This is a genomic window from uncultured Roseibium sp., assembly GCF_947496995.1.
In the GTDB taxonomy this organism is placed as follows: Bacteria; Pseudomonadota; Alphaproteobacteria; order Rhizobiales; family Stappiaceae; genus Roseibium.
Genome location: NZ_CANMFD010000003.1, coordinates 459,214 through 480,689, shown reverse-complemented (window position 1 = coordinate 480,689; position 21,476 = coordinate 459,214). Strand labels below are relative to the sequence as shown.

The window sequence follows — 21,476 nt, the reverse complement described above, 5'->3', positions numbered from 1 at the left end:
GGGATTGAAACCGGCTTCTTCTTGCGATGCGGCTGTTTCCGGTTCTCAGATCTTCTCCAGCAACACCCCGGCCGCCTCTATGCGGCCGGCAGGTGTGTCCGCGGGTTCAGCACCGTAGTTGGTCCAGATACGAATGCCATCCGTGTCCCGGCAGCGCACACCGCCTTCGAGGTCCAGCGTCTCGATGCCGACCTCCCGGCAGAGTTCCGAATAGAGGCGCTTCAGGGCAACTTCATCAAGCCATCCGCCGACATAGGTCAGGTGGTCGGTGCGCATGACGGCGGGTTGGCCGTCTTCCAGTTCGAAAACGCTCTCCGCGGCGCCTTCAAGCTCCTCACGGTAGCCGGAAAAACAGCCGCCGCCCTTCAGCGGCATCGGCATGTCGGGCCGCATGGTTTCGACGCGGGAGACGGTGACATCCAGTCCCGGCATGTCCGGGGGAAGGGGCACGGGGATCACCATGTCGGCATTGCGGGCCGCCGTGCGCGGCCCCAAAACAACTTCTGCATCTGCCTCGGCCAGAATCTTCTTCAGATCCTGGGGCATGTAGATGAGGCCGGGGGCCGCGACGATCTTGTAGCCGGAGAAGTCGCGTGTCTCGCCGCGCAGGATGTCGACGGACAGACCGAGTTTGCGTAGCGCCCGGTATGTGTCGAAGACCAGCTGGAAATAGCTGAGACCGGCGCCGTGCGGCTGGGTGGTCCAGGCGAAGTCCGCGTCGTAATCGAAAACAAGCGCCACCTGGGCCCGGGGCGCCGACACATCGGGGGCTTGCCGCAATTCATCGGCGACCTGACGGGCCTCCAGCAAGGCCGGGGCGTCGGCGTTGTCCGGGCGCAGCATGCCCGCATGCATCTGTTCCTGCGCGAAGGGCGCCTGACGCCAGCGGAAATAACTGACCGCCTCGGCGCCATGTGCATAGGCCTCCCACGCCCAGAGCCGCATCATGCCCGGCAGAGGTGCGGGATTGTGCGGCGCCCAGTTCACCGGGCCGGGCTGCTGTTCCATCACCCACCAGCGCCCCTTGCCGACGGCGCGGTAAAGATCGTGATGGAAAGCCTGGAAGTCCGGATCACCTTGTCGGGCAAAAGCTCGCTGATGGGCGTCGTCGGCGCCGACACGGTCTTCCAGGAAGCCGAGCGGATAGCTGTCCCAGGTCGCGATCTCCAGATCGTCGCCGACCTTGAAGTGGTCGAAATCGGTGAACCGGCCCATGTAATTGTGGCTGATCGGTGCGTCGGAGAATGTGCGAATGATCTCGACCTGCCGCCTGTTGAAGCTGACGACCTGATCGGAGAAAAACCGCCGGAAGGCCAGCGTGTGCGACGGGTTGGGTTCCGTTACGGTCAGGTTCGGCAGCCCGATCTCGTCGAATGAGGCATATTCCATCGACCAGAAGATGTTGCCCCACGCCCGGTTCAGGGCCTCGACGCTGCCGTAACGGGCTTCGAGCCAGAGGCGGAAAGCCTTCAGCGCGGCATCCGAATAGGAAAGCACCGTGTCGTGACAGCCGTATTCATTGTCTGTCTGCCAGGCGGCGACATAAGGATTTCTGCCGTAGCGCCCGGCGATCTGTCCGACGATGCGGTCGCTTTCCCGCTGGAAGCCTTCATGGGAAAAGCAGTAGTGGCGGCGCGAGCCGAAACCGCGCGGTTTGCCCTCGGCGTCGATGGCGATCATGTCCGGATGTTTTTCCACCACCCAGCGGGGCGGCGTGGCCGTCGGCGTGCCGAGGACGACCTTCAGTCCTGCCTGGCCAAGCGTTTCGATGGCCCGGTCGAGCCAGTCGAAATCCGTTTTGCCTTCGGAAGGTTCGAGGCGCGACCAGGCGAATTCACCGATCCTGACCCAGGTAAGGCCGGTTTCCGCCATGCGGCGCGCGTCGGCCTCCCAGATTTCTTCCGGCCAATGTTCGGGATAATAGCAGGTGCCCAGAGTACGTTTCATTTGATCACCTTGATCGATCCGCGGAAATTTCAACGCGGGAAGCTCTAGAGAATTACGCGGTGTTCAGCCTGGCCGCGAACACCGGTTGGGCTGGACCAGGTCTTGCCTTCAGATTCGCCGGACAGGCCGATTGCCGCCGAGGTCACGAACAGCGTCTGCATGTCGGGACCGCCGAAGGCCGGGCAGGTGGTCTGGCCGGCAGGAAAGGAGACTTCCCCGGCAAAACCGCCATCCGGCGCGTAGCGGGCAACGCGCCCCGCGCCCCATTGGGCATTCCATAAAAAGCCTTCGCTGTCGACAACCGCGCCATCGGGAAAAAGGCCTTCTTCGGAAAAATCCCTGAACAGCGCCGGTGCTCCCACCGGCCAGCCTTCCTCGTCCAGGGCGATCTGCTGAAGCAACTGCTTGTCCGTATCGGCGAAATAAGCGGTCCTGCCATCGGGAGAGAAGCTGATGGCGTTGGTGATGGTGATGTCGCCGAACAGCTTGCGCAGCTCACCCTTGTAAAAGCGATAGATCGATCCGGCGCCCGGCTCCGCGTTGAAGCCCATGGTGCCGATCCAGAACCCGCCCCTGGGGTCGGCGCGGCCGTCATTGGACCGGGTCACCGGATTGTCGGCCTCCAGATCGGTGAGCTTGCGGGATGTGGCGGTTTCCAGATCGAACAGGAACAGCATGCTGGCGCTGGCGATCAGCAGTTCCGTCTTGCTGACCCAGCCGGCGGCGGAGACATACTCGTCGAACTGCCAGGATTTCTGCGTGCCGTTCTCATTGCTCATCAGACGCTTGTTGAGAATATCGAACCAGAACAGCTGGCCGCGCTCCGGATGCCAGAGCGGGCCTTCGCCCAGTTCGCATCGGCGGTCATCGAATACTTCGGTCATGGGGTCACTCACAGGCCGATACCGCCGTGTCATAGGCGGCAACGATCTTCTTCGCACGCTCGCTTATTTCCGAAACCGTGAAGCCGGGCTTGAAAAGCGCGGTACCGATGCCGAAACCGGTGGCGCCGGCCGTGATCCAGTCGGCGAAATTATCGGGGCCGGCGCCACCGACCGCATAGGTCGCGGTTCCTTTCGGCAGGACCGCAAGCATGGCCTTCAGACCGTCCGGGCCGATGAGCGATGCCGGAAAGAACTTCAGGCCGTCCGCTCCGCTACGCAGGGCGGTGAAACATTCGCTCGGGGTCATGACGCCCGGAAAGGAGGCCATGCCTTCCGCTTTCGTGGTCGCGATCACTTCCGGATTGCAATCCGGCGAAACGATCAGCGTTCCCCCGGCGGCCTTGACGTCACGGACCTGTGCGGGCTCAAGCACGGTTCCAGCGCCGATTTCCGCTACATCGGAAAACTTGTCGGCCATGGCGGCGATGCTTTTCAGCGGTTCCGGGGAGTTGAGCGGGACTTCTATCCGGGTGATGCCGGCATCGATCAGGCATTCGGTAACGGGCAGCGCTTCGTCCGGGGTCAGCCCGCGCAAGATCGCAATAAGGTTGCGGCTCATGAGGATACCTTTGAACAGGAAGAATGGGCGAGGGTGAGGCCTTGCAGGGTGATGGTGTCCGCATCCAGCAGCTCGGCGTCGTGGCCGAGGCTCTCCAGGGCGGTCCGGTAGGTTCTTGCCAGGCGGTCGCTGCCAAGGATCTTGATCGGCAGGTCTGCGATGTCTTCATGCACTGCGGCCAGTTCCGCGCCGATGAGCAGCCCGGACAGGCGCCCGAGGGCCTGCTCGGGACCAAGGCCCGCGATCAGGCCCGCTGCCCGAATGCCGAAGAGTTCCGCCGCGAACTGTGCCGGTTTCTTCACGATGTCGCCGACGGCCTTGGTGAAGGCATCGAGGTCCATCTCTTGCTGCGAGAGGCCGTGGCGCAGGACAGACTGGCCGGACAGCAGCGCGAAGAGTTCGCCGGTCATGAAGGTTCTGAAAGAGGTTATCCGTCCGCCGTCCAGAAACACCCACTTCGTGTGCGTTCCCGGCAGGCACAGCAGGCCCTTGAAATCGGTGTCACTGGCAAGAAACCCGGCGATCTGTGTTTCTTCGCCGCGCATGACATCGGCGGGCTCGAGCTGCTTGATGCCCGGCAGGATGTGCACCTCGATCCGGGTATCCCGGGTGGCGACAAGCGTGGCGTCCCCGATAGAGGGCGGCGGGCAGGGCGTCGTCTTGTACGGCGCCTCGGCCCAGCCCTGACGGGAGCCTGCCATGCCACAGACGATGACCGCCGTCCTGCGGTCCTTGCCAAGAAGATCCTCCGTCAGGTCGAGAAGCGCGGGTTCGAATTCATGCGGGGCGAGTTTGCCCATGCCCTTCGCGGAGCTGCGGTGGGCGATTGTCTTCCCTGAACCGTCGATAGCCCAGATACGCAGATTGGTTGTTCCCCAATCCACCGCGATCCAGTCTGCCGTCATCGGTCCTGGGTTTTCCTGGGGTGTCATCCGGTCACCACAACTCCGCCATCGACCACGAGGGCCTGGCCGGTCATCGCCTTGCTGGCGCGGGAGGCGAGGAACAGCACCGGGTCCACCATGTCTTCGGGCACAAGCTCCACCTTGAGGCACTGGCGGTCGATATGGGCCGCCAACCCTTCGGGCGTTACCCAGAGGTCCTTTTGCTTTTGGGTCAGCACCCAGCCCGGGGCCATGGCGTTGACGCGGATGTTGTCCGGTCCGAATTCGCGCGCCAGGCTGCGGGTCATGCCGTTGATGCCGGAATTTGCCGTCGTGTAGCACGGGAAACCGTCCCCTCCCATCATGTAGGAAATCGAGGAGAAGTTGACGATCGAGCCCCCTCCGGCGGCGCGCATGCCGGCGATCACCTGCTGGCAGGCGAAGAAATAGGATTTCAGGTTGATGGCCTGGGACCAGTCCCAGAACGCCTCATCGACCTCTTCGGTCTTGTGGCGTTTGTCGTTGGCGGCGTTGTTGACCAGCACGGTGATGGCGCCCTGGGCTTCCGCCGCTTCTGTCATCGCACGTTTCAGCGCGGCAATATCCGTGATGTCGCAGGGCAGAAAGAGGGGGCGCCGTCCGTGTTTTTCCTGCATCTCGTCGCAGAAGGCGGACGCATCCGAGCGCTGGACGAAAGCGACCTTGGCACCCTGGGCGAGGAAACCGTCGGTGAGCGCCGCGCCGATGCCGGACCCGCCGCCGGTGATGAAGACCGATGCATCCTTGAGATCCGGAAAGTTGGCGTACATTTGAGTTTCCTTCGTTCAGTCTTGCGGCTTGAACCGGGTGCCTGGAGACGGCTCAGAGCCGCCTTCCTTCCAGCACCCAGATCGTCTGCGGGAACCGCCAGGGGAGTGTCAGGCCGTGGGACATGAGATATTGTCCGCTGGCATCAAGATCTGTTTGCTTAAGCAGTGGCGCGCCGCGTGACAAGCGCGAAGCATCGTCCCGATTGGTCAGGGTAATCCTGTATGTCGTCTCCGGGTTCAGGCCGGTGAGGCGAAGCGGATGCGGCAGGATCTGGTCGGAGGTGCGGGTCTGCGCCGCGAAAACCGCGAAGCGGCCGCCGTCTTCCGAAAGCTGCTGTTCAGCGATCACGGCGGGATCGGAGCTGTCCAGGCGCAGGATGTCCGCCCGCATCATCCAGTCGCGGTTGGCCTTCCACCAGCTTGTCACCTGGCGCAATGTGGCTGCTTCATCCTCCGTCAGTTCGCGCGGATCCATCTCGAAACCCATGTGCCGCTGGGCCGCCGTCCAGGCGCGGATGCCGATATCGAGCACCCGTCCGGAGGTATGGCAGTGGCGCGGACCGACATGGGAGCCGGTAACGGAGGCCGGCAGGAACAGAGCCGCGTCATGCTGGATGCGCTGGCGCTCCAGCGCGTCGTTGCTGTCGGAAAGCCAGACGCGCTGGGTACGCTCCAGAATGCCGAAATCGATCCGCCCGCCGCCGGACGAGCAGCTTTCGATCTCGACATTCGGAAATCCGGCGCGGAGCCGGTCGAGCAGCGCGTAAACACCGTCCGTCTGGGCGGCGTCGACTAGCGGGAGCACCCTGTTGTGGTCCCACTTGATGTAGCCGATGTCGTTGTTCGCCAGGATGTCGGCAATCCGGTCATGGAGACAGTCGCGGACATCTTCGCGCGCCATGTCGAGCACAAGCTGCTGGCGGCCGCGGGTCTGGTCGGCAGGTCCCAGCACCCAGTCGGGATGGGCGCGGTAGAGGTCGCTGTCCTCGTTGATCATTTCCGGTTCGAACCAGATGCCGAACTCCAGGCCGAGCGCTTTGACGTGGTCGATCAGCGGGGTCAGGCCGTCCGTGTATTTGCGCCGGTCGATGACCCAGTCGCCCAGAGACGAGGTGTCGTCGTCGCGCCTGCCGAACCAGCCGTCGTCGAGGACGAAGCGCTCGGCTCCCAGATCCGCCGCCCGGGAGGCGATGGCCTTGAGTTCGTCGAGCTTGTGGTCGAAATAGACCGCTTCCCAGCAGTTATAATGCACCGGGCGCGGAGTGCGGGCGCCCTTGACGATGTTGTCACGAACGTGCCGCTGGAAGAGAACCGCCGCGCCGTTGAGGCCCACCGGGGAATAGGCGGCATAGAGAGGAGCGGTCTGAAAGCTCCGCCCCCTGGCCATGCTGGCGGAGGCGTGGCCGAACTGGATCTGCCGCCGCCCGTCGGCGAGTTCCTCGGCCACCATCCTGTGCCCGCCGGACCAGCCGTAGTGAAAGGCATAGGCCTCGCCCCGGGTGTTGCCGGTCTCTACGCCGCAGACGATCAGCCCGGGAAAATGCGCGTGGTCCGTCCGGCCGGTGCGGTTGTCACGCAGGCGCGCGCCCGGCGCGAAGGGCAGGCGGCGGGTCAGGAACTCGGCGCACCAGCGGCCGGAAAACTCGATCATCTCGTCCAGATGGGCGGGCGCGGGCAGGACCGGTGCCGCCAGCCAGTCCACCTGGATTTCGTCGGCGCTGTCGAGCCGTGTCTGAAGCTTCAGGAGCGAGGTCTCCGGCGTCAGTGCCAGATCGAAACTCAGGCTGAGGCCAAGGTTGCTGTCGGTGAAGACAAGCGTGTGTCCGTGCTCCGACGTCGTCTCGCTTTCGAAACGGAAGGACGGTGCCAGCGGCTGTCCGGCGGCGTCGCGGGCGGTCAGGCCCGTCTGGCCGGGGAAGGTGCGGGAGGCTTCCGGGTTGAGGCTTATGGGAGCGTTCGCGTCGATCATGCCGCCGGTGACGTCCATGATCGAGGCTGCGGCCAGGGTCTCGATATGCTCGCTTTCCGGCAGGGGCGGCCCCCAGTAGACGACCTCCGGCAGGCGGTCCTCGAAACTTGCGAGAACCAGGCTCTGGCGGGTGTCGCTCAGGTGCCAGGTCCTAGTGGCCTGCATTTCTCACGCTCCCCGCGCCCTGCGTCGTCTGTTGGCGAAATGGGCGGCTCATTTGACGGCTCCGAGCGTCAGGCCGGCGATGAAGTGGCGCTGCATCAGGAAGAACATGGCGACCGGCGGCAGGGCGGCGACGATGGAGCCGGCGCTCATCAGGTGGTAGGCGGCGCGGTACTGGGCGTTGAAGGAGGTGATGCCCGCCGTGACCGGCTGGCTCTCGACGCCCTGGGTCAGCACCACGGCCCAGAAATAGTCGTTCCAGATGAAGGTGAAGATCAGGACGGAAAGCGCGGCGATGGCCGGTTTCATCAGCGGCAGGACCACATACCAGAAGATCCGCCATTCGGCGACGCCTTCCACCCGGGCGGCCTCGATCAGCTCGAAAGGCAGCGCGCGGATGAAGTTGCGCATGAACAGCGTGCAGAAACCTGTCTGGAAGGCGATGTGGAACAGGACCAGACCGGTGATGGTGTTGTAGAGGCCCATCTGCAGGGTGAGGTCGCGCACGGGCACCATCAGGATCTGGAACGGCACGAAGTTGCCGGCCACGAACATGAAGAAGATCCAGATGTTGGCCTTGAACTTGTAAACGCCGAGGGCGAAGCCGGTCATGCACGAAAGCGTCACCGCGCCGATCACCGTGGGAATGGTGATCTTGAACGAGTTCAAAAGATATTGCGGCATGTCCGAGCCGGTGAACACCAGCGCGTAATTGGTGAAGCCTTCGAAGGAGGTCGGCCAGCCCCAGTAGTTGGCGTTGGCGAAATCGATGTCCGGTTTGACGGAGAAGATCGCCACGGCGATCAGCGGCAGCAGCCAGAGGATCATGGCCAGCGGCAGCAGGGCCTGATAGCTGATCTGCCAGGTGCGCGAGGTGCGTGCAATCGGTGTGGGAAACATCTCAACGCGCCCTTTCTTCCTTGTACATCGTCCAGAGGAAATAGGCGATGAAGGTCAGCATGATCATGAACAGCACCACGGCGATGGCCGCGCCGTAGCCCATGCGGAAGCCGTATTCGGACAGCGCCACCTCGAACATGTAGAAGCTGAGAACCCGGCTGGAGCCGAAGGGGCCGCCGTTGGTCATGACGGAAATCAGGTCGAAGGAGCGCAGCGCACCGATGATGGTGACCACGAAGGCGATGAAGGTCGCGGGGCGGAGCTGTGGCACGATGATGTACCAGAGCATGCGCCAGCCCTTGGCGCCGTCTAGACGTCCGGCTTCGATCTGCTCGGGGTCGACGGCGTTGAGACCGGTGAGATAGAGGATCATGCAATAGGCGGTCTGCGGCCACAGGCCGGCGACAATGATGCCGACCGTGACCCAGTTCTCGTCGCCAAGCACGTTCATCGGCGGCAGACCGACCGCGCCCAGCATCACGTTGAGAAGGCCGAACGTCGGGTCGTAGAACCAGGTGAACACCAGGCCGACAACGACCTGTGAGATCACGAAGGGAAAAAAGAAGAGCGACTTGTAGAGCCGGATGCCGGTCACGGTCTGGTTCAGGAACAGCGCGATGAAAAGACCTGCCGGAATGGCGGCCAGATACAGAACCAGCCAGATGACGTTGTTCTTCAGCGAGGTGTAGAAGGCCTCGTCCCAGTAGAGTTCTTCGTAGTTGTAGAGCCCGACATATTCCGCCTCGCCCAGTCCGTCCCATTCGAAAAGCGACAGGTTGAAGGACTGGAAGATCGGAAAGATCACGTAAAACAGGAAAAACAGGATTCCGGGGGCCAGGAACAGCCACGGGGTGAGTTGCTGCTGGTTACGGTGCCACCAGGAATTCTGCCGCGATGCGGCGACGGACGCTTGGGCCATGTTGGGGCTCTTCGTGAGGAACGGGCAAAGGCTTCGAAAAGCGGGACAGGGTGCCGTGGCACCCTGTCCTGTTCCGGGTCAGGCGGAGCCTATTTGTAGATGCGCTCGCGGGCGCGATCGAGGCGAGCCAGGATCTTGTCCAGGTTGTCCGGCTTGACCATGAATTCCTGCAAGCCTTCCATGGCGACCTTTGCCATTTCAGCCGGTGCGTCGCGGTCGAAGAACTGGGCGACGCCGCCCGGGGAATTCGTGGACAGCATTTCGAAGCCCTCGACGAGGAACTTGTCGTTGTCCACCGAGGACTTGGCGTTCACCGGCAACTGGCCGAGATGCTTGCCGTCGTTGATCTGGGTCTGGACGTCCGGCGACACCACGAACTTCAGGAATTCGCGGGCGTTTTCCTTGTTCTCGGCGTTCGCCGGAATGTGGAACGTGTCGGTCGGCGCGTCTTCCGCCTTTTCGACGCCCGGCGTGATTTCGACGAACTGGTAGAAATCGATCTGGTCGTCGGTGAGGCCCGCGTCACGCAGAGGCGCGACGGCGAAGTTGCCCATCAGGTAAGCGGCGGCATCGCCCTTGACCATGAACGGCAGGGCTTCCTGCCAGCTGTAGGTCTGGTGGTTGTCGATGAAGGCGCCCATGTCGATGAGCTCACGCCAGTTGGCGAAAGTCTTGCGGACTTCGTCGGACTGCCAGGAGGCCTTGCCCGTGAGCAGGTCCATGTGGAAGTCGAAGCCGTTGGTGCGCATGTTGAGGTAGTCGAACCAGCCGCCAGCGGTCCAGAGGAACTTGGTGCCGATGGTGTAACACTTCTTGCCGGCATCGATGATCTTCTGGCAGTTGGCCTTTTCCTCTTCCCAGGTTGCCGGTTCGCTCAGGCCCAACTCGTCGAAGATGTCCTTCCGGTAGTAGACGCCCCACTGATAGTAGGTATAGGGCACGCCCCACTGCTTGCCGTCGATGGTCAGCGCACCCTTGGTCGAGGCCAGGTTGTCGGCGATTTCCGGTTCCGCCCACAGGTCGGACACATCCTCGAAGAGGCCCGCTTCCACATAGGGACGCATGCGGTTGGCCGCGTACCAGGTGGCCACGTCCGGCGCATTGGCGGTCAGGAAGTTGCGGATCTGGGTCTTGTAGGCTTCCCGGTCGATCACCGTCGTTTCGATGGTCAGATCCGGGTTCTTTTCGCCGAACTGGGCAATCATTTCTTCCATCGTGGCGCGCGGCGCCGGGTTCGATGTGTCGAGGAAGATTTTCAGGTTGCCCGTCAGACCGTCGGCGGAGGCTCCGCCAAGTGTCGCTGCCAGAATGGCAATCGCAGCAGCAGACGTCTTCATTATGGAACGCATGGTGTCCTCCCTATAGGTTCCATTATTTGAAACTTGGTTTTGTATATTGATACTTTGCTTTGGCCGGGTTAGGTTGTCAACCGGTCCGGCGCAAAGAAACGGACGGATGGAGGAATTCGTGAACAAGCAGGCAGTCCCGGGAAGCGGCGACGGAACGGTCGGAAAGGCGCTGGAAGTGCTCGACAAGGTTGCGGATGTCGGACGGCCGGTCCGGTTTTCCGAGCTTCTGTCAGGCAGCACCCATCCCAAGGCAACGCTTTACCGCCTGCTTCAGACCCTGGTGAGCCAGGGCATGCTGGCCTATGACGACCGCCATCAGACCTACACACTGGGCATTCGTCTCGTGCGGCTGGCGCATGCCGCCTGGCGGCAGAGTTCGATCGCCCCGATTGCGCGGCCGTTCGTCAACGCGCTTGCCGAACTGGCCGGTGAAACCGTTCACCTGGCGCAGTTGGACAGCGGGCAGGTGCTCTATGTGGACAAGCGCAACGCCAGCAGCCCCATCGACATGTATTCGCAGGCCGGCAAGGTCGGGCCCGCCTATTGCACCGGCGTCGGCAAGGCCCTGATGGCCTTTCTCGATCCGGCGGCGCTGGAGCAGGTCATCCAGAAGCAGTCCTTCTATCGCTACACGCCGGGGACGCTGACCACGGAGGCGGAGCTGCGGGCGGAGCTTCAGGAAATCCGCCAGGCCGGGGTGGCCTTCGACCGGGAAGAGCATGAGCCCGGCATCATCTGCATCGCGGCGCCCATCCTGTCGGCCGGCGGCCGGCCGGTCGGTGCGCTGTCCGTTACAACGACCACACGGCGGAAAAGCCTGGACGCGCTGATGGAGATGCGCCCGGCGCTTCTCGACACCGCGTCCCACATAGCGAAAGCTGTCGAAGACTGGCAGTTCCCCGCCTGAACATTTCCCAGGGAGATTGAAATTCATGTCCGGCGTCACACTGAACAAAGCGGTCAAGAAATACGGCGACATGCAGGTCGTGCACGGTGTCGATCTTCAGATCGACGACGGCGAGTTCTGCGTCTTCGTCGGGCCGTCGGGCTGCGGAAAGTCGACGCTGCTGCGCATGATCGCCGGGCTTGAGGAAACCACCTCGGGAACCATCGACATTGGCGGCCGCGATGTAACCCGGATGGACCCGGCCGAGCGGGGCATCGCCATGGTGTTCCAGACCTATGCGCTCTACCCGCATATGAGCGTGGAAGAAAACATGGGCTTCGGCCTGAAGATGAATGGTCATCCGAAAGCGGAGATCGCCGCCAAGGTGGCCGAGGCCAGCCGCATCCTGAAACTCGACCCTTATCTGAAGCGCAAGCCGAAGGCGCTCTCGGGCGGCCAGCGCCAGCGCGTCGCCATCGGCCGCGCCATTGTGCGCGGGCCGGACGTGTTCCTCTTCGACGAACCGCTGTCGAACCTCGATGCGGAACTGCGCGTCGACATGCGCGTGGAGATCGCCCGCCTGCACAAGGAAATCGGCGCGACGATGATCTACGTCACCCACGATCAGGTCGAGGCGATGACGCTGGCGGACAAGATTGTCGTGCTGCGCAGCGGCCGTATCGAGCAGGTCGGCACGCCGATGCAGCTCTATTCCGACCCGGACAACCGCTTCGTCGCCGGCTTCATCGGCTCGCCGAGCATGAATTTCGTCGAGGGTGTCGCGGGTGATGGCACGGTCACCGTCGCCGCCTTCGGTGGCGTCACCGTCCCGGTCTCCGTCGCCTTGCCTGCCGCTGGCAAGAAAGTCCTCGTCGGACTCCGCCCCCAGCACCTCGACATCACCCCGGCCGCAGATGGCGCTCGCGTTGATCTCTGCGAACAACTCGGCGGTGTCGCCTATTCATATCTCGTCTGCCCGACAGGGGAGCGGGTGATCGTCGAGACGAAGGGGGAGGAGGCACCGGTGTCCGAGGGCACGGTTGCCGTCAGCTTCGATCCGGCGGCGGCGTTGTATTTCGATGCGGAGACGGAGGGGCGGTTGCGGTGAGGCTGCCCTTCGCACTGGCCTGAAACTATCCGTCGTGCCCGTCATTCCGGACAAGTGAGGCGCAGCCGAACGCTGATCCGGAATCTAGACATATTTCGCGCCACAGGCGCGGCCTTTTCTACAGAATGAGTTCGCTCCGCTCACGCTGATGCGCTGGATTTCGGATCGGCGTGCAGCATTTGCTGCACTTGTCCGGAATGACCGGGGGGGGTGGAGAGGTAGGAAATGCCAACGGCGCTGTGGAAAGAGCGAAATGCGTCGGGAGAGGGTGTTGTCTCTGAAGGTGCTGAAGAGACGCGTTCATGGCGTTGTCCGCGTGCACGCACCGTGCGGAGAAGCCTGCGTGCTAGGTCCCGCCCACTGTCTGGATCGACCGGTACAGTCGAAAACCCCGGCTTGGCTGATCCGTATCTCGTCTTGACATGAATACTGATTCAGGTTTCATATATGGCTCGGCGCCGGACGATGTGGCGGCCCTTGTCAGGCTGTGGGAGTAGCCTGATACTGTTGGCCGGGTCTCGCGCCCATCGGGAGGAAAATTCATGATTAAATGCGTTATACGCCAGGCATTGCCGTTGATGGCTGCCGTTGGCCTGACGGCCGCAGGCGCTGCAGGTGCGCTGGCTGAAGATATCAAGATCGCCCATGTTTACGGCCAGACCGGCGCGCTGGAGGCTTATGCCAAGCAGTCGCATACCGGGCTGATGATGGGGCTGGAATATGCCACCGACGGGACGATGGAAGTGGACGGCCGCAAGATCGTGGTCATCGAAAAGGACACGCAGCTGAAGCCGGATATCGGCAAGGCCGTACTGGCCGAGGCCTATGGCGACGACGAGGTCGATATCGCCGTCGGGCCGGTGTCCTCCGGCGTGGCGCTGGCCATGCTGCCGGTTGCCGAGGAATACGAGAAGCTGCTGATCGTGGAGCCGGCGGTGGCCGACAGCATCACCGGCGAGAACTGGAACCGCTATGTCTTCCGGACTTCGCGCAATTCCTCCCAGGACGCCATTTCCAATGCGGTGGCGCTCGGTCAGGAAGGCGTGTCGATCGCAACTCTTGCGCAGGATTACGCCTTCGGACGGGACGGCGTTGCTGCTTTCCGCGAGGCGCTGGAAGGCACCGGTGCCAAGCTCGTGTTCGAGGAATACGCACCGACGGACACCAAGGATTTCACCGCCAACGCGCAGCGTATCTTCGATGCGCTGAAGGACGAACCGGGCCGCAAGTTCCTGTTCGTGATCTGGGCCGGCGGCGGCAATCCGATCAGCAAGATCAAGGCGATGGAGCCGGAACGTTTCGGTGTGGAGATCGCCACCGGCGGCAACATCCTGGCGGCCATGAAAGCCTACAAGGACCTGCCCGGCATGGAAGGTGCGACCTATTATTACTACGAGATCCCGAAGAACCCGGTGAACGACTGGCTGGTGTCCGAACATCAGAAACGGTTTGACGCGCCGCCTGATTTCTTCACCGCCGGCGGCATGACTGCGGGCATCGCCATCGTGGAAGCGATCCGCAAGGCCGGGTCGACGGACACGGAAGACCTGATCGCGGCGATGGAAGGCATGGAATTCGACAGCCCCAAGGGCAAGATGATGTTCCGCGCCGAAGACCATCAGGCGCTGCAGTCCATGTATCACTTCAAGATCCGCGTCGATCCGGACGTCGAATGGGGCATTCCGGAACTGGTGCGCGAACTGAAGATCGAGGACATGGATATTCCGATCCGCAACTGAGTTCGGGGCAGGCGACCGTAACTGGCCAGAGGCTTGCGGGAAGCCTCAACCTGCCCCGTCATTGCAGGACCTGATCCTGCAATCCATGCCGGTACATTGCACATCAACGGGCGTGAGTTCGTGGCGCTGTATCGGCATGGATGCCATGGTCAAGCCATGGCATGACGGACGAAGGTGAGGCCGGAGTGATAACACGCAGAGCCGGCCAATCACTTGCAAGGCAGCTGCAGTCCAGGGCGGGATCGGTTCGGACAGCGCGGCTTCAATCCGCCTGCTCTCTGGAAATTGCTGGTTCAGGGGTCTCGGCCGCAGGCAACTTGATCGACCGGCCGTGCAATGCTGAAATCGGCCGGGCACCCGCTGTTTCGCTCTTCTCAAACCCGGAAAGCCTATCGTGGCCAAGGAACATCCCATTCTGGAAACGCAGGACCTCACGATCCGCTTCGGCGGGCATGTGGCGGTCGATGGCGTGTCCGCGTCTTTCGAACGGGGCAGCCTGACGGCCATCGTCGGGCCGAACGGCGCCGGGAAGACCACTTATTTCAACCTGATCTCCGGCCAGTTGAGCGCCACCTCCGGCGCGGTGCTGCTGAATGGCGAGGCGATCACCAGGATGTCCGTTCCCGAACGCACGGACAGGGGCATCGGCCGGGCCTTTCAGCTCACCAATCTGTTCCCGACATTGAGCGTGCGCGAGAACGTGCGTCTCGTGGCCCAGGCGAAGGCGCGCAAGGGGTTCGATCTGTTTTCGGTCGCCGAAAGCCATGTGGAGTTGCTGGAGCGGGCCGATCATGTGCTGGCGGAAGTGCGGCTGATCGACAAGGCGGAGCAGACGGTCGCAGCACTGCCCCATGGCGACCAGCGCAAGCTGGAAGTGGCCCTGCTGATCGCACTCGGCTCGCAGGTGCTGATGTTCGATGAGCCGACGGCAGGCATGAGCGTCGACGAGGTCCCGGTCATTCTCGATCTCATCCGCAAGCTGAAGAGCGATATGGACCGGACGATCCTGCTGGTCGAGCACAAGATGGACGTGATCCGCTCGCTGGCAGACAGGATCATCGTTCTGCACAACGGCGCGCTGGTTGCCGATGGCGAACCGGCTGACGTGATCGCGCTGCCGGTGGTGCAGGAAGCCTATCTCGGCAAGGCGCCGGATACGTCTGAAACAGCCGCAGCACCGGAGGTGGCATGATGGCGGAGGCTCTTCTGACGCTTTCCGGAGTTCACACCCATATCGGGCCCTATCACATCCTCCAGGGGGTCGACCTTGTCGTGCCGGAAGGCGGCGTGACGGTGCTTCTGGGGCGCAACGGTGCCGGCAAGACCACCACCTTGCGCACCATCATGGGGCTGTGGAACGCCAGCAAGGGCGATATCCGTTTCGACGATCATCTCATCACCCGGCTTGCCACCCCCGAGATCTCCCGGCGCGGCATTGCCCTGGTGCCGGAAGACATGGGCATCTTCACCGATCTGACCGTGGCGGAAAACATGATCCTTGCGGCGGCCTCCGGGCCGCTGGACGCCAAACGCCTGGAATGGATCAAGGAGCTGTTCCCGCCCATCGGCACCTTCTGGAATTCCTCCGCCGGGACGCTTTCGGGCGGGCAGAAGCAGATGCTGTCGGTGGCCCGGGCGATCATCGAACCGCGCCGGCTGATCCTGATCGACGAGCCGACCAAGGGGCTGGCCCCGGCGATCATCAAGGCGATGACCGATGCGCTCAGGGAGTTGAAGGAAACCGACACCACTATCCTGCTGGTGGAACAGAATTTCGCCATGGCGTCCGGCATCGGCGACACGGTCGCCGTGATGGACGACGGGCGCATCATCCATTCGGGTTCCATGAAGGAGCTGGCAGGAGACGCCGCCCTGCAGGAAAAACTGATGGGGCTGAGCCTGGAGGCGCATCAATGAGCAATACGGCCGTCAAACCGCGGATCGAAAAGATCCCGCTGAAGGAAAAGCTCTTTCAGAAACTGCCGGTGTTCCTCGTGCCGGTACTCGCCCTGACCGGTCTCGCCGCCATCGGCAATCCATCGAGCTGGCTGACGCTGACGGTCGCCGGGCTGGCGATGGGAATGATGATCTTCATCATGGCCTCCGGCCTGACGGTGGTCTTCGGCCTGATGGACGTGATCAACTTCGGGCACGGGGCTTTTGTGGCCGTCGGCGCATTCGTCGGCTTCACGGTGCTGGCCTGGCTGGCGGGCTGGACCGCTTCGCCGAGCGTGATGCTCAACCTTGCCGCCGTGCTGATCGCCATTCTGGCGGCGATGCTGATCACCGGTCTGCTCGGACTGGCGTTCGAGCGGGTGATCGTCATGCCGGTCTATGGCGAACATCTGAAGCAGATCCTCGTCACCATGGGCGGGCTGATCGTCGCGCAGCAGATGATCTATGTGGTCTGGGGGCCGGACGAGCTGCATATTTCGCGCCCGCAAGCCCTGCAGGGGTCCTTCGTGATCGGCGAGGCGGCAATCGAGAAATACCGGCTGGTGGCGGTCGCCATCGGCCTGGCCCTGTTTCTGGCCATGCGTCATATCCTCAAGAAAACCAAGATCGGCCTTCTGGTGCGGGCCGGTGTTGAAAATGGCGAGATGGTCGAGGCGCTGGGCTACCGCATCCGCCGCCTGTTCCTGATCGTCTTCATGACCGGCTCAGCGCTTGCCGGTCTCGGCGGTGTCATGTGGGGGCTCTACCAGGAGACGATCACCGCGCATATGGGCTCGGAAATCATGGTGCTGGTGTTCATCGTGGTGATCATCGGCGGGCTCGGGTCCGTCGAGGGTTGTTTCATCGGCGCGATGCTGGTCGGGCTGCTGGCCAATTACACGGCCTTTCTTGCTCCGAAAGTGGCGCTGATCTCGACGATCGCGCTGATGGTGGTGATCCTGATGTGGCGGCCGCAAGGGCTCTATCCGGTGGTGAAGGCGAAGTGAGGGACCCATGCTGACCAGGCTTCTTTCCGGCGACACGCCGCGCAGCGGGCTTTTGACCGCGCTGCTTTTGATCGTGCTGATCTCGCTGGCCTTCGCGCCGTTCCTGTTTCCCGGCACAAGGTCGCTGGAAACGGCGGCTCGGATCTGCATCTTCATCGTGCTGGTGGCGAGCTACGATCTGCTGCTCGGCTATGCGGGCATTGTCTCCTTCGCCCATACGATGTTCTTCGGCATCGGCGCCTATGGCACCGCGCTGGCGCTGTCCACGACAGGACCGGGCTACGGGTCGCTGATCTGGGGGACGGCGGCGGGCGCCGTGGTGGCGGCCGTCTTCGCCTTGGCAATCGGCCTGTTCTCGCTGCGTGTGAAGGCGATCTTCTTCGCCATGGTGACGCTGGCGGTGGCGAGCGCCTTCGCGGTGTTCGTCTCGCAGATGTCCTGGCTGACCGGCGGCGAGGACGGGCTCAATTACAAGATCCCGCGCGAGCTGACACCCGCCTTCAAGCTCATCGACGAGAAAATCCTCGGCGTGCGCATCAACGGCAAGCTGCTGGCCTATTATCTGGTGTTCTTCGTGTCGGCGATCCTGTTCCTGGTTATGCTGAGGATCGTCAATTCGCCCTTCGGGCGGACGCTGAAGGCGGTGCGCGACAATGCCTTCCGGGCGGAGGCCATCGGCTACCGGGTGGTGTGGTACCGGACGACGGCGACCATATTGTCCGCCGTGATGGCGGCGCTGGCCGGTTCGCTGCTGGCCATCTGGCTGCGTTATACCGGCCCGGCGACGACCCTCTCCATGGAGATCATGATCGACATTCTGCTGATGGTCGTGATAGGGGGAATGGGAACGCTCTACGGGGCGGTTCTGGGGGCAACCCTGTTCATTCTGGCACAGACCTATCTGCAGACGCTGATGGGTGTGGCGGCGGATGCCAGCAGCGCGGTTCCGCTGTTTTCGACGCTTGTCGCACCGGAACGCTGGCTGCTCTGGCTGGGAGTGCTGTTTATCTTGTCGGTTTACTTCTTTCCCTCCGGCATTGTCGGACGGCTTCGGGCGGGACGCGCGTGAGCGATCAAACACTTCACATACGCGACGAGGGAACCGGCCGGCCCCTGGTGATGGTTCACGGCTGGGCCTGTCCCGGCGACTTCTTTCAGGCCCAGACCGACGCATTCAGATCCCGCGCGCGCTGCATTGTTCCGGACTTGCCGGGTCACGGGAAAACCGCCGACCGGCTTCCCCTGACAATCGACTCCGCCGCCGATGCGATCCAGGCTTATCTTGTCGAACACGATCTGAAGGATGTCGTCCTGTGCGGATGGTCGATGGGCGCGCTGGTGGTCTATTCCCTGCTTGAGCGTCATGGCGCGGAGCGGATTTCGAGCGTTGTCGCGATTGACGTATCGCCGAAGATCGTCAACGAAGCGGACTGGCCGCACGGCACGCAAAACGGTCTCACCAAAGAGGTCAATGCGCTGGTTCTGGAGAACATGATTGCTCAATGGGCCGTCTTTCCGGAGCAGGTCGCCAGGCAGATGTTTGCCACGGACCGGCCGGCGGATCCGAACCTTCTGGCCTTCGCGCAGTCGGAAATCGCCAGGGGCGACCCGGCCCTGCTCAAGCCGATGTGGGCCTCGCTCACCGATCAGGATTTCCGTGCCTTCCTGCGCGACTTCCCCGTGCCGCTGCATCTGGCCGTAGGTCTCCACAGCCAGCTTTACGGTCCGGGCATGCACCGCTGGTATGAAGAGACCGTGCCGGATCTCCACCTGCATGAATTTGCGAATTCCGGCCATTCTCCTCACGTGGAGGAGCCGGAACGCTTCAACCGGCTTCTGGCCGGATTGCTTGAGGCTTGAGCGGACTTTTCGCCCGGCGACACAGACCTCAGCGCTTTTTACCAAACCTCGACTTCACGAATCCGATGATCCTGTCGAGGATCGACAGCACGACAAACACCGCCAGAAGGCCGATGAAAAACCGCATGTCGGTGAGCAGAGTGCCCGGGGCGAGTGTCCTCGCGCCGATATTGGCATAGGTCCAGACGTACCAGGCAAGCACTGCGAATGCCGCTGTCAGCACCAGCGAAATGATGAGGATCCGCCACGCGCGCTGGATGGGGGGCTTGCTCATTTCAGAACCCTTGCAGTTGCCAGATCCGCCTTGAAGACCATCAGGTCGTCCAACTGCTCGATCTCGCCTTCAACTTCGATATAGAGCGCCAGCAGAGGATCGAGCTCGTCGCCGAGAAGATTGCCTTCACGGTCCGCCATCAGGAAGAAATTGCGTCCCTCAACAGGACCGGAGGAGACGAAGACCGGCGGGATGCCACCGGTGAGACAGAGATCCGCACAGGCCTTGTGGGCAAGGCCCCGGCCGGGGCGCATGGCGCCGGCGTAACACTTGCCGTCGCAGATCTCTCCGGTCAGTTTCCAGCGACCGAGCGGAACAGGGGCGGAAGGTGTAAAGCCTGTGGTGTCCTCTGAAGCGGCTTCCACCTTGCCGACCTGGATCATGGTGAGGTCGCCGCGGCTGACCGGCACGCCGCGCAGGCTGATGCTTTCTGCCTTGTAGGCTTCGGCCTGTTCGAAGACGCCGCGCTTGCCCTGACCGGCGAGCATGTAGGTGCGGGCAGGGGTGTCTCCATCGGCGGGCACCCGGAAGACAGGATAGGGCCGAAGCTCCAGGATGCCGGTCTGCTCGAACCGGTTGCCCCACTGAAAGCCGCCATCGCCCGGATCGTTTTGCGTAGAAGACAGGGCAAGGGCCGCAAGACCCAGGCCGCCAACAAAACACACCGCAAACACGCAGAGGAAAACCACGAGCGGTTTCGGCACCATATTGAGGTAGCCGACGAAGAAGGGGGCGGCCCTCGTCTGTTTCCAGCTCATGCGCCCGCTCCAATCAAGATGGGGTCTACATGGGTTCCCGGCGGCAGGGCGTTCGGGTCGAGCAGAATGGTCGCGCCGATCAGCTTCAGCCGGTAGGTCGCGATCTTTTCGGTGAAGGGGGCCGGGGCGCGGCCATCGGCGAGATTGTACTGATAGCCGTGCCAGGGGCAGGTGATGCATCCCCACAGCACCTTGCCCTCGCCAAGCGGGCCGTTCTGATGGGCGCAGACATTGGTGACTGCGGAGAGCTTGCCGTCGTATTTGAAGATCGCGACGCGTTCGCCCTCGTCGAGCGTCACGACCCTGGCGCAGTCGTCGTCGATATCGCCGACCTCGCCGGCCACGACCCAGCCAGCGTCCTGCAGCGACGCTTTGGCGGTTTCCTCGCCGCGGTCCCGTCCGGCTTCCATGCGGCCGGTGGCAAAGTGAAGGCCGCAGACCAGAACCACGCTTGCTGCGACGACGGCGGTGAAAATCGGATCACCCGGCCCCTGCAAGGCTCCGAGGGCGACATGCAGAACGATGAAGACGTAGGCCGCGTAGATGAACATATGCAGCGCTTTCCAGAGCGGCGCGCCCAGAAAGCTCAGCCAGAAATCATGGCTGGTTGCGGCCAGCACGAAGAGGATGAGAAGTGCGGCGATGCCAAAGGCTTCGAACGGAAATCCGAGCAGCTGCGTGTAGCTGGTGTTGGAGGACAGCAGCGCAACATATTTGTCGGTCGGCGAGAAGTTGAAGTACCAGCCGAGCACATAGTTGGCGTGAACCGCAGCAATGCCCGCCGTCATGACGCCGAAGTGGCGACGGTTGTACAGCAGCGGCAGAAAGCGGCGGTCGAGACGGGCCAGCGGTCCGATGCACAGGATCACGGTCAGCATCAGGAAGGCGCAACTGCCGAAGGCGCGCATCCTCAGGATCGCGCCGTCAATCGGTCTGGTGACGTCCTCGAACGCTGGAGCAATGCGGATGAAGACATAGAGGTAGAGCGCCACGGCTATCAGCAGGACGGTGTCATAGAGGATCTTGTTCCTGTTCCAGATGACCGGTGTGTACTGGACGCTCATTGCGTGGCCTCCGCAGGGGTGCCGCCTGCGGGCGCTTCGATCAGAACGGCGGGCCGGTCGACCGGGGGTGTCTGGCGGAGAGCGAGTATCGCCAAGAAGGTGAGCGGCAGGAGGAGGCCGAGCACCATCCAGATGCGGGCGTGGGCGGTGCGGTGGGCGCGTTTCATCAGCTGTCCTCCGCCCGGGTCTCGGGTCCGCGTTTTTCAAGCGCGTACCAGCGATAGAGCACCAGCGGCCAGATCAGGCAGATCCCGGGAATGAGCAGCGGCCGGAAGGCATAGGAGCCGCGTGCCGAAGGCTCCACCCGGTCGAGGCCGATCACCAGAAACAGGGCGGCGGCAATGCCTCCCGCCATCAGGTAATAACTGCCGATATCGATCAGCAAAGCTGCTGTCTGCATCTT

The 21,476-nt window shown here is 62.7% G+C and carries 22 protein-coding genes; 8 read left to right on the top strand and 14 right to left on the bottom strand.

The annotated features are described in order from the left end of the window. Nucleotides 1–45: 45 nt before the first annotated feature. The 9 genes from Q1B40_RS15040 to Q1B40_RS15000 form a co-directional block, all read right to left on the bottom strand. A complete protein-coding gene (locus tag Q1B40_RS15040) occupies nt 46–1,947 on the bottom strand; it encodes a beta-galactosidase (RefSeq protein WP_299816156.1) in 1,902 nt (633 codons plus the stop codon). A gap of 44 nt (nt 1,948–1,991) precedes the next feature. Beyond that, nucleotides 1,992–2,831: an SMP-30/gluconolactonase/LRE family protein gene (locus Q1B40_RS15035; RefSeq protein WP_299816154.1), complete on the bottom strand. Its 840-nt coding sequence runs from the start codon at nt 2,829–2,831 to the stop codon at nt 1,992–1,994. A gap of 4 nt (nt 2,832–2,835) precedes the next feature. After that, nucleotides 2,836–3,450 (bottom strand): 2-dehydro-3-deoxy-6-phosphogalactonate aldolase, encoded by a 615-nt coding sequence (locus Q1B40_RS15030; protein ID WP_299816152.1) that lies wholly within the window; start codon nt 3,448–3,450, stop codon nt 2,836–2,838. Continuing rightward, nucleotides 3,447–4,355, bottom strand: coding sequence for a 2-dehydro-3-deoxygalactonokinase (locus tag Q1B40_RS15025; protein WP_299816150.1), 909 nt, complete (start codon nt 4,353–4,355; stop codon nt 3,447–3,449). Before Q1B40_RS15025 ends, Q1B40_RS15030 begins: the two co-directional genes overlap by 4 nt. Before the next feature lie 23 nt (nt 4,356–4,378). Next, on the bottom strand, nt 4,379–5,143 hold the full coding sequence (locus tag Q1B40_RS15020) for an SDR family NAD(P)-dependent oxidoreductase (RefSeq protein ID WP_299816148.1): 765 nt from the start codon (nt 5,141–5,143) through the stop codon (nt 4,379–4,381). 52 nt (nt 5,144–5,195) lie between these two features. After that, entirely contained in the window at nt 5,196–7,277 is a 2,082-nt protein-coding gene (locus Q1B40_RS15015; RefSeq protein ID WP_299816146.1) for an alpha-galactosidase, read from the bottom strand. A 48-nt stretch (nt 7,278–7,325) separates the two neighbouring features. Then, the gene (locus Q1B40_RS15010; RefSeq protein WP_299816144.1) at nt 7,326–8,174 is read right to left on the bottom strand and encodes a carbohydrate ABC transporter permease; all 849 of its coding nucleotides are present in this window, start codon (nt 8,172–8,174) and stop codon (nt 7,326–7,328) included. A 1-nt stretch (nt 8,175) separates the two neighbouring features. After that, nucleotides 8,176–9,093, bottom strand: a complete 918-nt coding sequence (locus Q1B40_RS15005; protein ID WP_299816142.1) for a carbohydrate ABC transporter permease — start codon at nt 9,091–9,093, stop codon at nt 8,176–8,178. A gap of 89 nt (nt 9,094–9,182) precedes the next feature. Beyond that, on the bottom strand, nt 9,183–10,442 hold the full coding sequence (locus tag Q1B40_RS15000) for an ABC transporter substrate-binding protein (protein WP_299816140.1): 1,260 nt from the start codon (nt 10,440–10,442) through the stop codon (nt 9,183–9,185). 118 nt (nt 10,443–10,560) lie between these two features. Between Q1B40_RS15000 and Q1B40_RS14995 the strand changes: the two genes are divergently transcribed. From Q1B40_RS14995 to Q1B40_RS14960, 8 genes are all read left to right on the top strand, one after another. Next, a complete protein-coding gene (locus tag Q1B40_RS14995; protein WP_299816138.1) occupies nt 10,561–11,349 on the top strand; it encodes an IclR family transcriptional regulator in 789 nt (262 codons plus the stop codon). 25 nt (nt 11,350–11,374) lie between these two features. After that, nucleotides 11,375–12,436, top strand: coding sequence for an ABC transporter ATP-binding protein (locus Q1B40_RS14990; protein WP_299816136.1), 1,062 nt, complete (start codon nt 11,375–11,377; stop codon nt 12,434–12,436). 542 nt (nt 12,437–12,978) lie between these two features. After that, nucleotides 12,979–14,175: a substrate-binding domain-containing protein gene (locus Q1B40_RS14985; protein WP_299816134.1), complete on the top strand. Its 1,197-nt coding sequence runs from the start codon at nt 12,979–12,981 to the stop codon at nt 14,173–14,175. A 391-nt stretch (nt 14,176–14,566) separates the two neighbouring features. After that, complete coding sequence (locus Q1B40_RS14980) at nt 14,567–15,367, top strand: ABC transporter ATP-binding protein (protein ID WP_299816548.1); 801 nt, start codon at nt 14,567–14,569, stop codon at nt 15,365–15,367. Beyond that, nucleotides 15,367–16,092 (top strand): ABC transporter ATP-binding protein, encoded by a 726-nt coding sequence (locus tag Q1B40_RS14975; RefSeq protein WP_299816546.1) that lies wholly within the window; start codon nt 15,367–15,369, stop codon nt 16,090–16,092. The genes Q1B40_RS14980 and Q1B40_RS14975 overlap by 1 nt, the downstream gene beginning before the upstream one ends. After that, complete coding sequence (locus Q1B40_RS14970) at nt 16,089–17,117, top strand: branched-chain amino acid ABC transporter permease (protein ID WP_299816132.1); 1,029 nt, start codon at nt 16,089–16,091, stop codon at nt 17,115–17,117. Before Q1B40_RS14975 ends, Q1B40_RS14970 begins: the two co-directional genes overlap by 4 nt. Before the next feature lie 7 nt (nt 17,118–17,124). Continuing rightward, nucleotides 17,125–18,186, top strand: a complete 1,062-nt coding sequence (locus Q1B40_RS14965) for a branched-chain amino acid ABC transporter permease (RefSeq protein WP_299816130.1) — start codon at nt 17,125–17,127, stop codon at nt 18,184–18,186. Beyond that, a complete protein-coding gene (locus Q1B40_RS14960) occupies nt 18,183–18,977 on the top strand; it encodes an alpha/beta hydrolase (RefSeq protein WP_299816128.1) in 795 nt (264 codons plus the stop codon). Before Q1B40_RS14965 ends, Q1B40_RS14960 begins: the two co-directional genes overlap by 4 nt. 28 nt (nt 18,978–19,005) lie before the next feature. Here the strand turns inward: Q1B40_RS14960 and Q1B40_RS14955 are convergent, their stop codons facing one another. Genes Q1B40_RS14955 through Q1B40_RS14935 form a run of 5 tightly spaced genes read right to left on the bottom strand, consistent with a single transcriptional unit; the run spans nt 19,006 to nt 21,473 of the window. Further along, on the bottom strand, nt 19,006–19,251 hold the full coding sequence (locus Q1B40_RS14955; protein ID WP_299816126.1) for a hypothetical protein: 246 nt from the start codon (nt 19,249–19,251) through the stop codon (nt 19,006–19,008). Next, nucleotides 19,248–20,009, bottom strand: coding sequence for a hypothetical protein (locus tag Q1B40_RS14950; protein ID WP_299816124.1), 762 nt, complete (start codon nt 20,007–20,009; stop codon nt 19,248–19,250). Before Q1B40_RS14950 ends, Q1B40_RS14955 begins: the two co-directional genes overlap by 4 nt. Beyond that, entirely contained in the window at nt 20,006–21,073 is a 1,068-nt protein-coding gene (locus Q1B40_RS14945; protein ID WP_299816122.1) for a Rieske 2Fe-2S domain-containing protein, read from the bottom strand. Before Q1B40_RS14945 ends, Q1B40_RS14950 begins: the two co-directional genes overlap by 4 nt. Continuing rightward, nucleotides 21,070–21,240, bottom strand: a complete 171-nt coding sequence (locus Q1B40_RS14940; protein WP_299816120.1) for a hypothetical protein — start codon at nt 21,238–21,240, stop codon at nt 21,070–21,072. Before Q1B40_RS14940 ends, Q1B40_RS14945 begins: the two co-directional genes overlap by 4 nt. Continuing rightward, nucleotides 21,240–21,473, bottom strand: coding sequence for a hypothetical protein (locus Q1B40_RS14935; protein ID WP_299816118.1), 234 nt, complete (start codon nt 21,471–21,473; stop codon nt 21,240–21,242). The genes Q1B40_RS14940 and Q1B40_RS14935 overlap by 1 nt, the downstream gene beginning before the upstream one ends. Between the last annotated feature and the right edge of the window lie 3 nt (nt 21,474–21,476).